Annotated in this window: 13 protein-coding genes and 2 pseudogenes; 6 read left to right on the plus strand and 9 right to left on the minus strand. The window is 64.1% G+C overall.

The window, feature by feature from the left end; translation table 11 throughout:
• Window positions 1-179: 179 nt before the first annotated feature.
• The 5 genes and pseudogenes from Y704_RS24720 to Y704_RS17750 form a co-directional block, all read right to left on the minus strand.
• Window positions 180-365 carry a hypothetical protein gene (locus Y704_RS24720; RefSeq protein WP_026548625.1) on the minus strand — a complete coding sequence of 62 codons (186 nt, stop codon included), beginning with the start codon at window positions 363-365 and terminating at the stop codon, window positions 180-182.
• 242 nt (window positions 366-607) lie between these two features.
• The gene (locus Y704_RS0100100; RefSeq protein ID WP_081747297.1) at window positions 608-1,513 is read right to left on the minus strand and encodes an AAA family ATPase; all 906 of its coding nucleotides are present in this window, start codon (window positions 1,511-1,513) and stop codon (window positions 608-610) included.
• Window positions 1,500-2,981, minus strand: a complete 1,482-nt coding sequence (locus Y704_RS0100105) for a Mu transposase C-terminal domain-containing protein (protein ID WP_253904153.1) — start codon at window positions 2,979-2,981, stop codon at window positions 1,500-1,502. Before Y704_RS0100105 ends, Y704_RS0100100 begins: the two co-directional genes overlap by 14 nt.
• 18 nt (window positions 2,982-2,999) lie before the next feature.
• A pseudogene (locus tag Y704_RS17745) lies at window positions 3,000-3,562 on the minus strand (recombinase family protein).
• Window positions 3,563-3,904: 342 nt separating this feature from the next.
• Window positions 3,905-5,071 (minus strand): MFS transporter, encoded by a 1,167-nt coding sequence (locus Y704_RS17750; protein ID WP_051476529.1) that lies wholly within the window; start codon window positions 5,069-5,071, stop codon window positions 3,905-3,907.
• A gap of 205 nt (window positions 5,072-5,276) precedes the next feature.
• Here Y704_RS17750 and Y704_RS0100120 point away from each other — a divergent pair, with 205 nt between their 5' ends.
• Window positions 5,277-5,780: a hypothetical protein gene (locus tag Y704_RS0100120; protein WP_155850129.1), complete on the plus strand. Its 504-nt coding sequence runs from the start codon at window positions 5,277-5,279 to the stop codon at window positions 5,778-5,780.
• A gap of 393 nt (window positions 5,781-6,173) precedes the next feature.
• Here Y704_RS0100120 and Y704_RS0100125 read toward each other — a convergent pair whose 3' ends face one another.
• The 4 genes from Y704_RS0100125 to Y704_RS0100145 form a co-directional block, all read right to left on the minus strand.
• Window positions 6,174-7,685 (minus strand): multicopper oxidase family protein, encoded by a 1,512-nt coding sequence (locus Y704_RS0100125; RefSeq protein ID WP_026548629.1) that lies wholly within the window; start codon window positions 7,683-7,685, stop codon window positions 6,174-6,176.
• Entirely contained in the window at window positions 7,682-7,948 is a 267-nt protein-coding gene (locus Y704_RS0100130; protein ID WP_026548630.1) for an SHOCT domain-containing protein, read from the minus strand. Before Y704_RS0100130 ends, Y704_RS0100125 begins: the two co-directional genes overlap by 4 nt.
• A 530-nt stretch (window positions 7,949-8,478) precedes the next feature.
• Window positions 8,479-8,889, minus strand: a complete 411-nt coding sequence (locus tag Y704_RS0100140; RefSeq protein ID WP_026548631.1) for a DUF302 domain-containing protein — start codon at window positions 8,887-8,889, stop codon at window positions 8,479-8,481.
• Window positions 8,890-8,939: 50 nt separating this feature from the next.
• The gene (locus tag Y704_RS0100145; RefSeq protein ID WP_026548632.1) at window positions 8,940-9,197 is read right to left on the minus strand and encodes a metal-sensitive transcriptional regulator; all 258 of its coding nucleotides are present in this window, start codon (window positions 9,195-9,197) and stop codon (window positions 8,940-8,942) included.
• Between the two features lie 129 nt (window positions 9,198-9,326).
• Between Y704_RS0100145 and Y704_RS0100150 the strand changes: the two genes are divergently transcribed.
• The 5 genes and pseudogenes from Y704_RS0100150 to Y704_RS0100170 form a co-directional block, all read left to right on the plus strand.
• Window positions 9,327-9,953, plus strand: coding sequence for a rhodanese-like domain-containing protein (locus tag Y704_RS0100150; protein ID WP_026548633.1), 627 nt, complete (start codon window positions 9,327-9,329; stop codon window positions 9,951-9,953).
• The gene (locus Y704_RS0100155; RefSeq protein WP_026548634.1) at window positions 9,950-10,717 is read left to right on the plus strand and encodes a sulfite exporter TauE/SafE family protein; all 768 of its coding nucleotides are present in this window, start codon (window positions 9,950-9,952) and stop codon (window positions 10,715-10,717) included. Before Y704_RS0100150 ends, Y704_RS0100155 begins: the two co-directional genes overlap by 4 nt.
• Before the next feature lie 37 nt (window positions 10,718-10,754).
• Complete coding sequence (locus Y704_RS0100160) at window positions 10,755-11,051, plus strand: rhodanese-like domain-containing protein (protein WP_026548635.1); 297 nt, start codon at window positions 10,755-10,757, stop codon at window positions 11,049-11,051.
• A gap of 64 nt (window positions 11,052-11,115) precedes the next feature.
• Window positions 11,116-12,471, plus strand: a complete 1,356-nt coding sequence (locus Y704_RS0100165; RefSeq protein ID WP_026548636.1) for an MBL fold metallo-hydrolase — start codon at window positions 11,116-11,118, stop codon at window positions 12,469-12,471.
• 104 nt (window positions 12,472-12,575) lie between these two features.
• Window positions 12,576-13,273, plus strand: a pseudogene (locus tag Y704_RS0100170) (HoxN/HupN/NixA family nickel/cobalt transporter); the annotation flags it as partial.

Genomic DNA, 13,273 nt, shown 5'->3' on the forward strand with positions numbered 1-13,273 from the left:
CAACCTAAACTCGGTGTTGCCCACATAAGCACAGCACCGGAGCCCCGATCAGAGGCTTTGGTCCCCTGCCTCCAACAGCACCTCGGCTGAGAACCCAGCGGCAACGCGCACCCCATCACGCACTGCCAACCGATCACCGCGAGCCTTTCGACCCTGGTACGGGCTCACCGGGGAAACCGCTAATTCCCGGCTTCATCCTGATTCTGGTGGTCGGCGGCACACAGCCGGCCAGTGCCCTTTTGATGATCGTGAGGAGAGCCCGCCCTGTTGGCGGCGGCCGTGGCCGGCTTCGGAAGGGTGATCTGGATTTTTGTCGAGCTGGCCATGATGGCCGGGTATTCCTGGCTGCAGGCCCTCTTCTTCATGTTCAGGATCTTCGAGCTGATCCTCGTCTGCGCACTGCTGGGAATCGCACTGGGCGTCGTAGTTCTCTGGTGCGAGTGTTCATCAAGATGGCGGGCTTTTTGGAGGGTAGTTGGCGGGGTCCGTAGTCGCTACAGCGCTTGGCGCGTCCCACTGAGGGATCCTCCTACGAGACGAAGATTTTCCCCTATTCGGCCTGCTGCGGTGTGAATCGCAGAGGTAAGTGGCACGGTTTTCACAGCGGTTAGTGGCCGATGAGGAGTGCTTCTCGGGCTGCGTCGACGAGTTCGGGTGTGAGGGTCTCGAGTTTGTTGAGGGCTTGGATTCGGGTGATTTGGGTGAGGAGCCGGTCGACGAGGCGGAAGTTGCCGCCGGTGATGCGGACGATGGTTGCTATGGCGGTGGCGTGGGCGATTCCGTCATCTGCCGTGTTCTTGGTGGTGGGGAGTCTGTTGGTGAGGACGGCGGTGAGTTCATCGGGTGTCAGGGGTCGGTATTCGTGGGCGAAGCCTATGCGGCTGTAGAGCTGGGGGTAGCGGGCGAGTCTTTTCTCGATGCCGGGCATGCCGATGAGGATGACGCCCATGTGGTGGCGGTCGAAGTAGTCGCGGACCTGCTCGAGGCCGGGGGCTTTGAGGCGGTCGGCTTCGTCGATGATGAGGAGTTCGGTGTGGCCGCTGGAGCGGGATTCGGTGTGGACGAAGGGGTCGATATTGCCGTGCTCGGCGTAGTCCGCGGCGTAGGAGATCTGTTGGCATGCCTGCGGCAGGCCTTGGTCGATTTGTCGGATGGTTGCTGCGACTGTGGGGGTGAAGAACGCGGTGCGGCCTTGGAGTACCCGTTCCGGTACGGGACCGAGGTCGTCGGCGAAGTCTCCCCGCCATTGGTCCCAGTCGTCGGCGGCGGCGTAGTGGCGGGCTGAGAGGGTTTTGCCGACGCTTGGTGGTCCCCAGCAGAGCCCGATGTAGCGGTGGACGCGGACCGCGTCGGCGAACTCGGTGAAGCGGCGATGTTCACGGGTGGTCTGGAGAGGGGGTCGCTCCGGGATTGCTGAAGGTCTGTCGTTGATCTCCCCGAGGGTGTAGGTGAGGAATCTGCGTCCGTCGTCTGCTGCGCCGAGGACGCTGTGCTTGGGGCTAGTCGGTGGCATAAAGGCGCAATCCGTGTCGTAGGGCGGTCTGTTCAGTGGTTTCATCGGCGGTGATCGGTGTGATGCTTTGTTCCGCGCTGTCCGGGCTGAGTGGTTCGACCGGCGTATACCGGGTGTCTGCCGGGAGGGCGTCTGCGAGGCTGCGGCGTTGTCGTAGCTGGTCTTTGAGGTTGCGTCGGCGTTTGGATCGGGCGGCTTGGAGTTCTTCGAGTGAGACGGCGGTCGCGGCGAGTTCCGGGGCGATCGCTCGGCAAAGGTACTCATTGTTGTAGTAGACGCGGATCTCGCCGACGTCGCGTGGGTTGAACCGGACGGTGACCTGCTCGCCGACGTACGCGGCGAGGACGGGTGAGATGTATCGGGTGGAGGCGAATTGGACGCCGTCGCGTTGCACTTTCCGGGTAGCGGTCGCGTTGAGCAAAAGCAGGTCGAGGTCTTCGGGTCGGGCCGGGCTGCGCGGAATGAACCCGGAAGCTGCCCACCGGTGGGCTGGTGTCTCTCCTGTTTGCGAGTGTGGTCGCTGGTTGTAGTCCTCGACGATGAATCGTTCGAGGATCCCGTCGAGCTGTTCAAGGCTCAACGCCGGCGGCGAGACAGGCTTCCCATTCGTTCCATGCGGAATATACCCAGGCAGGTGGGGCAGGTGGGGCAGGAGTTCGGTAGTGATGGTGCCGTAGAACCGTTCGATCTTCCCGCGGCCTTGGGGCACCCCGACCCTTGAATGAATGAGCCGGGTGTGAGTATCCAGGCAGACCTGCTCGAGGCGGGCTGAGGTGAAGTCGGAGCCATGGTCGCTGTAGAGCACATCGGGCAGACCGGACACGGGCCAGGCGGGATTCGTCTTGCGGTTCACGGCCTGGTGCAAGGCCAGGGCGGTCTGCTCGGCGGTGGGTGCTCCGATAAACACGGTGTACCCGGCAACGGCACGGGAGTAGTCATCGAGTACCACGGTCAACCATGGCCGCACCGGGTCACCCGTCTTGCCGAGGATCATGACATCGAGCAGGGTATGGTCTGCCTGCCACTGCTCGTTCGGGCCGGTCGCGGTCCGGCGGAACACCAACTCGAAGCGGTCCCGGTAAGCGGCGTCGCCGTGCTGGGCGAGGGTTCGCAAACCTGGGTCGATTGCGGAGACGATGGTGCGCACACTGGAATAGCTCGGTGCCGGGATTTCCCGGTCGCGGGCGATTTCGCTGACGCGCCGGTGAATTAACGCGATTGTGGGTTCGGGTTTCTGTAGCGCCAGTGCCTCGATCGCTTCGATGAGCTCCGACGGGATGTGTCGTGTGCCGCGGTCAGCCCGACAGGGCCGGTGGAGACCTTCGGACACTGAATCAGCACGGTGTTTCGCGGCCCAACGGCCCAGTGTCCGCAGGGGAACCCCTGATTCAGCGGCTATACGAGTCCATGGAACACCATCATCGTGCTGGCGCAGCAGTGCGAGCTTGTCCTGGACGCTGCGCTGCACCACGACCCCTCGCCACGCCTAGACTCTGGCGTCTTCGCCGAGGTGCCGGTAGATCGTGCCTCGCGACACCCCGAACGTTTCGGCGATCTGCTGCACCGTGTAGGTTTTCTCGTCATACATCGCCCGAGCCTGTCGGGCTTTTGTCGGCGTCATCTTGAACCGGCCCCCACCCTTGCGGCCACGGGCCCTCGCTGCGGCTAGCCCGTCTTTGTGCGCTCAACGATCAGATCGTGCTCGAACTCTGCGATCGCCGCGAGCATGTGAAAGAACAACCGCCCACCAGGGGTCGTCGTATCGATGCCCTGAGAGAGTGCCTTCAGCCCGATGCCCTGCTTCTCGAGTCCGTCGACGACTTCCTTCAGATTCCGAACCGAACGGCCCAACCGGTCGAGCTTCGTCACCACCAAGGTGTCCCCGGCACGCAGATACTCCAGAGCGTCATCAAGGGCCGGCCGCTTCGCGAGAACACCTGAAGCGTGTTCGATGAAGACCTTCTCGCACCCGGCGGCCTCGAGCGCATCGGTCTGACCGTCGAGATTCTGCTCCCGAGTCGAAACGCGCGCATAACCGACAGCTGCCATGGAGCAAACTGTACCGCCAAGGTGCGTGACAGCACATAGCTCTCGGACACGGGCCATGAAACACGACGCGCCGTTCTGAGTGCCTTCGCTGCCGAGTGTTCTATGGACGGTCGTCCACAGGACAAGTAGTACGATTGCCATCTTGCCAGACTCAGGGGACGAGTTCTCGGGAGACGTTCAGCATGAACACGTCTCGGCGTGCGATTCGAAAGCTTCGGCGATCAGCTTGCGCAAGGATCAAATTGAGCCAGTCACTGTTCGGGTCGGCGAGGCAGGGTGGCTCTGGGGCGATCCAGTGGATTGTTGTCGCACGTGGGGCGTAGACGAGGAGGGCTTTCGCTCTCACCGTCTGCTTCTGTTGAAGTCCGCTGTGGATGGTTTGTGCAGCATCAGCGCTGCCCCGCTGAGCAGTGACACGATGGCGGTGAGGACAAGTAGTGTTCCCAACCCCAGCCCCGGAATGATCGCGCCGGCGAGGGCTGGTGCTGCGACTGAGCTGAGGGCTCCTACGACGAGGCAGCTCGTGAATGCCGCTCCTGCTCGTTTGGGTAGCAGTTCGGCGGTCCAGACTGCGAGGACTGCTGATCCTGTCATGTATGCCATGCCGAAGATTGCTGCGGAGATCGCCGTCGCGGTCAGGGAATGGCTGGCCAGCCCGAGGATCGCCAGTGCTGCGCCGACTGTCACGAGGCACAGTGCTGCAATCCGTGATGTACCTACTCGTCGGGCCATAGCACCGGCCCCTATACCCACCATGCCGGTGAGCCCGATGGCCGCGTAGAGTGCCGGGACGGCCACCGTAGGGAGGGTGCCGCCGTCCAGAACATCCGCGGCATAGGTGAAGTAGATGACGACGACGGCGAAGTAGACGACGGAGTAGGCGGCCGGAACTCCCAGCACCCTGACCAGTGACGAGATATCGCGCGGGCCGTCCGGCCGCGGCTCCAGCTTGGTTTTCGGTACCAGGCGGAGGTTCAGGGCTCCGGCGGCCACCGCGGCCACCGCGATGCCGGCCCAGACCAACCGCCACGATCCCAGCATGGCGAGCACGGCCAGGCCCCCGAGGAGTACCAAGCCACCGCTGGTGCCGGTGGTAATGATCGCCAATGTCCTTGGCTGCTGCCGTAAGGGCACCAAACGGGTAGCGATGTCCGAGTAGGGCGCCCAGACCCAACCGCCCGCGCTACCGGCCAGGATGACGCCGACGGCGAGGAGCCAGGAGGACTGGGCGAACGTCACGATCAGCGCTCCCAGGGCACCGCAGACGCCTCCTACCGTTGTCGGAGCGCGGAACCCATGGCGGGTGGCGAGTGGACCAGCGAGCAGCAGCCCGGTCAAATAACCCGCGAACGTTGCGCTGGCAACCAGGCCGAGCACAAGTTCGGAGAGCCCGAGGTCCTGCCGAATGTCAGGCAACGTCAAACCGTAGGCATATCGAGCCATGCCGAACGCAACACCGACCACTACGGCACCGGCCAGACCGACCCGGCCACCCGTGGAAAGATTCATGATCACTCCTCTGTCCTACGCCCGACACTGGAGCCACCGCCCGCCTCAGCCTGAATCCACCAGCGACAGCCGACCGGTGGATTCAGGCTTAGCGCTGACAGTGGTGTGGGTGGGTCGGCGTCAGTGTCCTGGATTACAGAATCTCGATCTGTCGCGTGGGTAGGCTGGGTGGATATTTGTCATCCATCCTCGTCAGGAGACTATCGTGCGGCTACGAACGTTGCTCGCCCCAATGAGCATCGCCGTTTTGGCGTTGCTCGCTCCGAGTCCGGCTTTCGCGGACGCGAACGGAACCCCCCGCACCAACTCCAGCACCAGCGCCAGCGAGGTTCATCGCATCAATGGGGCAGCCGTGAGCTCCCTGCCGGAGGACCAGCGGAGGTTGTCGGTGGAAGGCAAACTCGGCAGCGACGGTGTGGCCGCCGGACGCCTGTCCTTCACACACAACAGCCCGTCAGGTTTATCCCACTTCACGGCCCGGTTGACGTGCCTGGAGTTCAATGACGGCCGGACAGAAGTCAGCGGAACCATCACCAAGGGCGAGACGGCCGCCGGTGTTGTCCTGGACGGCAAGATGGTGGCCTTCACCCTCGACACAGAAGGTGCGCAGAACTTCTCGCTCCCCCAGATCGGTCCCGGAGCTGCTAACTGTGGGGGTGGCAGGGCAGAGACGGTACCCGTGACCCAGGCGGGCTTCCACATCCGCTGATTCCTTCGCGGTGATCCGTCCCGGCTCGTTTACGCCCTGCCCCGCGAACGGTGTGCACGAGTCGCCCCAGACGTCCCTCGGACTGGGGCATCAAGTCCATGGTCACGCAGAATGCAATACTCGTTGATGCCGGATTCCTGCTGGCCGTCGGCGGCATGCGGGTTGCCGGGACGTCTCTACGGTCCGTCTTCGGGGTGGACTTCAATCGGCCATTTTTTGGCGGCTCGATCCCCAGCACACCCAACGCTGGTAATGGCCGACAGGGCAGCGCAGCTGGTGCGATCCTCCTGATGCGTCCCTCGTGGGGACGGGATCGTTGCTTGAGGTCCGATGTCCCGCTGGGCGCAGCTGTCGGGCGCTGAGGTCCGGGCAGCGGCATCGCCCTCCGGTGGCCTAGCCTCGGCGGGCTTCGACGGTGCCCATCATGCCTTGGTCTTCGTGGTCGAGGATGTGGCAGTGGTAGACGGTGCGTCCGGGGAAGTCTTCGAAGGCGATGAGGACTTTCACCTGTCCGCGGGCAGGGACGTTGACGACGTCCTGCCACCTCGGTTCGGAGACGTCGCGGTCACCGTCGTCGATGATCTGCATGGGCCACACGTGCAGGTGTACGGGGTGATCCATGGGGCTGGAGTTGGTCAGGGTCCATTCCTCCACGGTGCCGGCCGTGACCGGGGCGTCGGTTCGTTCTGGATCGAATTCCTGGCCGTTGATGGTGAACGCCATCACGCTGTTCTCCCCGCTGCCCATACCACCCATCGTGGCACCGTCACCGCCCATGCTGCCGGCCATGCCCATGGCGAAGTCCAGGGTCTTGCGTCCGGCGACCGGTTCTCCGCGCAGGTCACGCAGCGCGGGGCCGGCGGGGACTGGTTGTGGGGTTTGGGCCGCATCGCCTGTCACCTCGAGGGTGAACAGCTCGGTCGCGTCGTCGTTGCCGGGGTTATTGTCACCCATCATGCCCCCGCCCATCATCGAGTCCATGCCGCCGCGGCCTACCGGGGCGGCAACCAGCACTGCGGAGCCCTCGGTGGTCTCGATGAGCAACTCCACACGATTGCCGGGAGCGAGGAGTACTTCGGTGATCTCCTCGGGGACTGGCAGGCGTCCGAGGTCGCGGCTGAGCAACCGGACCTGTTGGCCCTCCAGCTGCAACCGCAGATACCGGGAGGGGCAGGCGTTGACGATTCGCCACCGTTCGCGTTCCTCGGGTGCGGCGGTGAGTCGCGGGCGGACCTGGCCGTTGACGAGCACGACCTCGCCTTCCCTGCCCATCATCTGTTGCATCCGGTCGATCTCGGCCAGGTTCCCGGAAGCATCCAGGGACAGATCGGAGACCACCAAGACCCGCTCCCGGGCCACCGGAACCGGCTCGGTATCCTCGACGATGATCGCCCCGTAGAGACCGGCGGCGACCTGGTCGGCGACGTGGCCGTGGCGGTGGGGGTGGTACCAGTAGGTTCCCGGTAGGTGGTCTTCGGGTAGAACGAACTCGTAGTCGAAGGACTCTCCCGGGGCGATGCTCAGGAACGGGTTGTCGCCGTTGCCCTCGGGGCAGACGTGCAGACCGTGCACGTGCAGGTTCGTCGGGGCCTCGAGCCGGTTGGTCATTGCCACCCGGATCGTGTCCCCGGGTGCTACGCGCAGCGTCGGGCCCGGCAGGGACCCGTTGAAAGTCTGCACGGAGGCCTCACGCCCTCCGACTTGGATCCGTGTCGGTGCGGCTTCCAGGTCCAGTGCCAGTACGCGGTCTCGGCTGGACAGCACTTGGGGTTCGATCAAGTCCTGCCCTCCCATGTATCCACGACTGCTGCTGGTGGTCCACCACAGCCCTGCCCCGCCGACGATGGTGGCACCGGCCCCTGCCGCACCCAGTGCCAGCAGCTGGCGGCGGGTCAGTGGGCTCAATGGCTGTCTTCCTCCAGGGTGCTCAGCCGCTCCCGGTATTCCTCGGTGCTCAGCTCCCCGCGGGCGTAGCGTTCTTCGAGTATTTCCCGCCCACGGCCAGGACCAGTGCCCGGGCCACGGCTGTTGTCGGGGCCGGCCGTGTTCTGGGATCTGCCGGAGAAGGCCTTCACCAGCACGACTATCAGCACGATCACCCCCACGAGCATCAGCAACCCGAAGATCCACATCAATCCCATACCGCCCATATCGTTGCCGTTCATCATGGTCGTGTTCCTCATCTTTTGTCGTACGTGGTCAGATCTCTAGTAGGCACGTGTCTCTTGCCGTATGTTCTCCGGCCAGTCTCGATCAGTGGCCTCCAGGCCTGTCAACAGGGGCAGCCGGCAGGGGCTTCACCGCTGCTCTTCTACGGAGGTCCGGACGAGACCGGCTGCGGGTTTGGCCGTGCGTGCTGCGGTGGTGATGATCCAGGCCAGGGCGAAAAAGGCGATCACGTGGATCAGCACCACTATTGGGGTGGGGCAGTTGGCCTTTGTTGCGGTGAAGCTCCTTGGCTGAGCCGGAGACGCGCGTCCGCAAGCCGGTCCTCCACCGGGACGCGCTTCAGCACTCCATGCGAACAGTTGAAACTCGCGGAATTGCTGGTGTGGATCGCAGGGGTATTTGACGTTGTTCTGACAGCGCTACGTGGCTGACAAAGCTCGGCGCTTCTTGAAGGTCGCGGCCGCCCCCTCAGTGTCGGGACCACGTTGCCGGCGTCCTCCGTGGCGGTCATTTCCTTGAAGGGCGGGAGTCAGGGTGTGGTGAGGCTTGCCAATGCTGCCTGGAGGCGGGTGTCTGCGTCGTCGGCGACTTCCCGCACTGCCTGGGTATCCGTGAGCTGGACCATGGTTTGCGGGTCGATGGCCTCGACTGTGGTTTCGTGGGCATCGTTGCCTCGACGCACGACGACGTTGCATGGCAGTAGTGCGCCCAGTCCAGGTTCTGCGGCGAGGGCCCGGCTGGCCAGTTGTGGATTGCAGGCTCCGAGGATGAGGTAGTCGCCCAACTCCTGGGCGGCCTCTGCGCCGAGTTTCTTTTCAAACGTGGCCCGCACGTCGATTTCGGAGAGGATTCCGAAGCCCTGGACGGAGAGGGCGGTACGGGTCTGCTCCACGGCCTCGTCGTATCCAAGTGGTAGGACAACTTTATGGGTGTATGACATGCGTGCACTCCTTCAGATGGTTGTTGCTGCTGGCTTTCAGGCTTTGCTGCTCAGGCCAGGGAGAGGAAGAGCTTCTCGAGCTCTTTCTTGTCCATGGTGGTGTCTTCGCGGGCGATGCATTGCTCGAGTCCTGTGGCGATGATGGCGAATCCTGCCCGGTCCAGTGCCTTGGAGACGGCGGCGAGTTGAGTGACGATGTCCTTGCAGTCGCGTCCTTCCTCGAGCATGCGGGTCACGGCGGTCAGCTGCCCCTGCGCGCGCTTGAGCCGGTTGATCACGGGGGTCAGTTCTGTCGAATCGAGTTTCATGCGAGATCTCCCAATAGATAAACGTTCGTTCCAGTATACCCCCAGGGGTGTGTTTGCGTACCCCTGGGGGTATATGGAAGAGTTGTTTCTCGTCGTTGGATTTCCCGCGTCTGTCTTGAAAGGACACCCATGACGTCCCCCCTTCTGTCTGTACCTGCCGCGACGTTCCTTGAGCCGCAGGAACTGCGGTCCTGGATCACCCAGCACGAGGACCTGACCGTTCTCGATGTGCGCTCCGCTGCGGAGTTCGAGACTCTGCATATTCGTGGTTCCTACAACGTGCCGCTGCCGCTGCTTTCGGAGCACACCGATGAACTCGCCGCGCGTCTGGGTAGCCGCGTCGTGCTGGTCTGCCAGTCCGGCGTGCGTTCCGAACAGGCCCGTCAGCGCCTGGCGGGAGCCGGCATCGGCACGGCCTATGTCCTCACTGGCGGGGTACCCGGTTTCGCCGCCGTCGGCGGCGATGTCGTGCGCGGGCAGGTGCGCTGGGATCTTGAGCGTCAGGTCCGCCTCGTTGCAGGCTCCGCCGTCGTACTCGGACTGGCCGGGGGCAGGTTCGTTTCCCCCAGGTTCCGCCTGCTGGCCGGCGCTATCGGCACCGGTCTGACGTTCTCCGCGGCGAGTAATACCTGTGCAATGGGCAAGGCACTCTCGGTTCTGCCCTGGAACAAAGCCGCCCAGGAACCCACCCGCGAAGCGGCCATCCTGCAATTACCGACCAGGAACGCTTCCGCCGAAAAATCTCGGGCGTCGTGATTCCGGCACTGATCCTGGGGCTCGTCGTCGGGATCGTGCTGGGTGTGGTCGGGGGCGGCGGATCGATTATTGCCGTTCCCGCCCTGGTCTACGGGGTGGGGCTGAGCACCACCGAGGCGATCCCCACCTCGTTGCTGGTGGTCGGCGTATCCTCACTGGCGGCGCTCATCCCCCGGTTGCGGGGAAGCATCCGCTGGCCGGTCGCGTTGATCATCGGCGCAGCAGGTATTCCCGCGACGTGGGCCGGTGCGGCTGCCGGGCGGTTCCTGGATCCTGAGGTGCTGATGCTCGCCTTCGCCGTCATCATGGTGATCGCCGGTATCCGCATGCTGGGCACCACCAGCGAAACCGGCGGGTCCTGCACCACAGGGAACACGGTGTGGCGTGCGTGTGCCCCGAAGGCTGTCGGTGTCGGGCTGGCTGTCGGTTTCCTGACCGGGCTCCTTGGCGTCGGTGGTGGATTCCTCATCACTCCTGCCCTGACCCTGCTCCTAGGGCTCCGCATGAAGCAGGCCGTCGGCACTTCCCTGGTCATCATCGTCATCAACTCCGCGGCAGGATTCAGTGCCCACCTGGGCGGGTTCACCATCGACTGGCCGATCGTGCTGTCCTTCGCCATCCCAGCCATCCTCGGATCCCTGGTGGCCGGACGATTCGCCGACAGGCTCAAGGACCAGCACGTACGCACCGCGTTCGCGGTACTTGTCTTCGTCGTCGCAGCCTGGGTCCTGATCACCACAATCCCCGATCTGCTCACCTCCTGACACCTGTCCAAACAAAACCATTTTTAAGGAGAACCTGATGTCTGAAATCACCGTTGCAGACACCGACGCCCGTCGCGGCGCCGACCAGATCCTCGACGTCCGTGAAGAATCCGAGGTGGCCGAGGGCATGATCCCGGAAGCCCTGCACATTCCCATGGGCGACCTGCATGCGCGGTTGAACGAACTGGACCCTGCTGTCCCTGTGGTCGCGGTCTGCCGCAGCGGTAACCGCAGCTCCACCGCCGCGGAGGCACTGAACCAGGCCGGATTCACCGCGTCCACCATGACAGGCGGCATGATCGCCTGGCAGCGCGCCGGACTGCCCACCACCTGAAAACCCGCCCGGGACTTCAATCTCAAACCCTGCACCTGATCGTTGAACACTCAAGGAGAAAACCATGGACGTCATCATCATCGAGACCCCCCAGCTCGGGGACCGCAGCTACCTGATCCACGATGGCGAGGTGGCACTGGTCATCGACCCGCAACGGGACACGGACCGGGTGGAGAAGACCGCGACCAAAGCTGGGGTGCGGATCACGCACATCGCCGAAACCCACATCCACAACGACTACGTCACCGGCGGCCTGGCCTTCGCCAACCAGCTCGGCGCGGTGTATCTCGTGAACGCCGCCGACCCGGTGACCTATGAGCGCACCCCGATCAGCGACGGCGAAACGATCCAGATCGGAGGTTTCCTGCTGAAGGCGGTGGCGACCCCCGGCCACACCCACACCCACCTGTCCTACATCGCCACCTCCGAAACCGGTGAGCAGGCGGTCTTCTCCGGCGGTAGCCTTCTCTACGGGTCCGTGGGACGCACCGATCTGGTCGACGCCGATGACACCGTTGCACTCACCCACGACCAGTACGCCTCGGTCCGCCGCCTGGTCGAGGTAGCCGCCGATGAGGCGGCCCTGTATCCCACCCACGGCTTCGGATCGTTCTGCTCCTCGGGCCCGGCCACCGGCGCAGGGGAATCCACGGTCGGTGAGCAGCTCTCCACCAACCACGCACTCACCGACCCGGATGAAGAGCACTTCGTGCGCGAACTCATCGCGAACCTCACCGCGTACCCCTCGTACTACGCCCACATGGGACCAGCCAACACCCAAGGCCCCGGCCCCGCCGAGCTGTCCGTCCCGAACTCGTTGGAACCCACCGAACTCTCGCGCCGGCTTGAGGACGGCGAATGGGTGGTGGATCTGCGCAACAGGGTCGCCTACGCCAGCAACCACCTGCAGGGATCAGTGAGCTTCGAATACGGCGACGGTTCCAGTTTCACCACTTTCCTGGGCTGGGTCCTGCCCTGGGACAGGAAACTCACCCTCGTCGGAGAACACGACGACGTCGAGAACGCCATCCGCGATCTCTCCCGCATCGGCATCGATTCCCCCGACGCCGCCCTGGGAACAGACCCACAGAAGCTCGCCCCCGACACCGCCGTCGTTTCTTATCCGCGTCTCGGATGGGAAGCGATGCTCACCCAGCGTCCCGGCAACGAGACCATCCTGGATGTCCGGCGCACCGATGAATACACTTCCTCCCACATCCCGGGAGCCGTCAACATCCCCCTGCACGAACTGCTCACCCGCATCGACGAGGTCCCTGCAGGCAAGCTCTGGATCCACTGCGGCTCGGGCTACCGCTCCGGGGTCGGCGCGAGCCTGCTGCAACGCGCCGGCAAGGACGTCGTCCACATCGACGCGATGTTCGGCAACGCCGAAGAAGCAGGCGTCCCACTGGAATCCTGACCCGCTTCAGGCACACCTCTTCACCAGAAGATGTGGGGTGGACAGGACACACCCTGCCCACCCCACAACCCTCACCGAAGACAGCGACCGTGAAAGGAACCACCGTGGGAGACACCGTGGGAACCACCGGGCCGGACCAACTGCGACCCGCTGAACACCGGGGCCTGCTCACCGTCGGGGCTGCGGTTACCGGGCTGCATCTTCTGGGCTGGGGTGCGCTGCTGGTACTGGTCCTGCCCGCACAGGATGAGCTCGGCGGCAACACCGCGGCGCTTCTGGCCCTCGCGATCAGTGCCTACGCGCTGGGTATCCGGCATGCCTTCGATCCGGACCATATCGCCGCGATCGACAACGCAACACGAAGACTGCTCGCCGAGGGCCGGCCAACGGCCTCCACAGGGTTCTGGTTCGCGTTGGGTCACTCCAGCGTCGTCATCATCTCCGTGCTGCTGCTCGCGATGGGGCTGGAGACCATAGCCGGCGCTGTGTCCGATGAAAACTCCGGCCTACGCTCCGCCGCAGGAATCTGGGGAGCAACCATCTCGGGTCTGTTCCTCCTTGCTGCCGGAGCCCTGAACCTGCCATCGCTGCTGAACCTCCACCGGATCCGCCGCACCCTGCACACCAGTCCCCTCAATGAAGCCGACCTCCAGCACCACCTCGATCACCGCGGTGTCCTCCACCGGTTGCTCCAGCCCTTGTCCCGGCTCGTCGACCGGCCCGCGAAAATGTATCCGATCGGGTTCCTCTTCGGGCTCGGACTGGACACCGCAGCATCCATCAGCCTCTTCGTCCTCACCGG

Source organism: Arthrobacter sp. Br18, from assembly GCF_000520555.1.
GTDB lineage: Bacteria > Actinomycetota > Actinomycetes > Actinomycetales > Micrococcaceae > Arthrobacter_D.

What these genes read in the sequence shown, in the direction of transcription:
- Y704_RS0100100 (WP_081747297.1), bottom strand. Translation starts at nt 1,513, where the DNA reads ATGCCACCGACTAGCCCCAAGCACAGCGTCCTCGGCGCAGCAGACGAC.
- Y704_RS24720 (WP_026548625.1), bottom strand. Translation starts at nt 365, where the DNA reads ATGAAGAAGAGGGCCTGCAGCCAGGAATACCCGGCCATCATGGCCAGC.
- Y704_RS0100160 (WP_026548635.1), top strand. Translation starts at nt 10,755, where the DNA reads ATGTCTGAAATCACCGTTGCAGACACCGACGCCCGTCGCGGCGCCGAC.
- Y704_RS0100130 (WP_026548630.1), bottom strand. Translation starts at nt 7,948, where the DNA reads ATGATGAACGGCAACGATATGGGCGGTATGGGATTGATGTGGATCTTC.
- Y704_RS17750 (WP_051476529.1), bottom strand. Translation starts at nt 5,071, where the DNA reads ATGAATCTTTCCACGGGTGGCCGGGTCGGTCTGGCCGGTGCCGTAGTG.
- Y704_RS0100145 (WP_026548632.1), bottom strand. Translation starts at nt 9,197, where the DNA reads ATGAAACTCGATTCGACAGAACTGACCCCCGTGATCAACCGGCTCAAG.
- Y704_RS0100140 (WP_026548631.1), bottom strand. Translation starts at nt 8,889, where the DNA reads ATGTCATACACCCATAAAGTTGTCCTACCACTTGGATACGACGAGGCC.
- Y704_RS0100165 (WP_026548636.1), top strand. Translation starts at nt 11,116, where the DNA reads ATGGACGTCATCATCATCGAGACCCCCCAGCTCGGGGACCGCAGCTAC.
- Y704_RS0100150 (WP_026548633.1), top strand. Translation starts at nt 9,327, where the DNA reads ATGACGTCCCCCCTTCTGTCTGTACCTGCCGCGACGTTCCTTGAGCCG.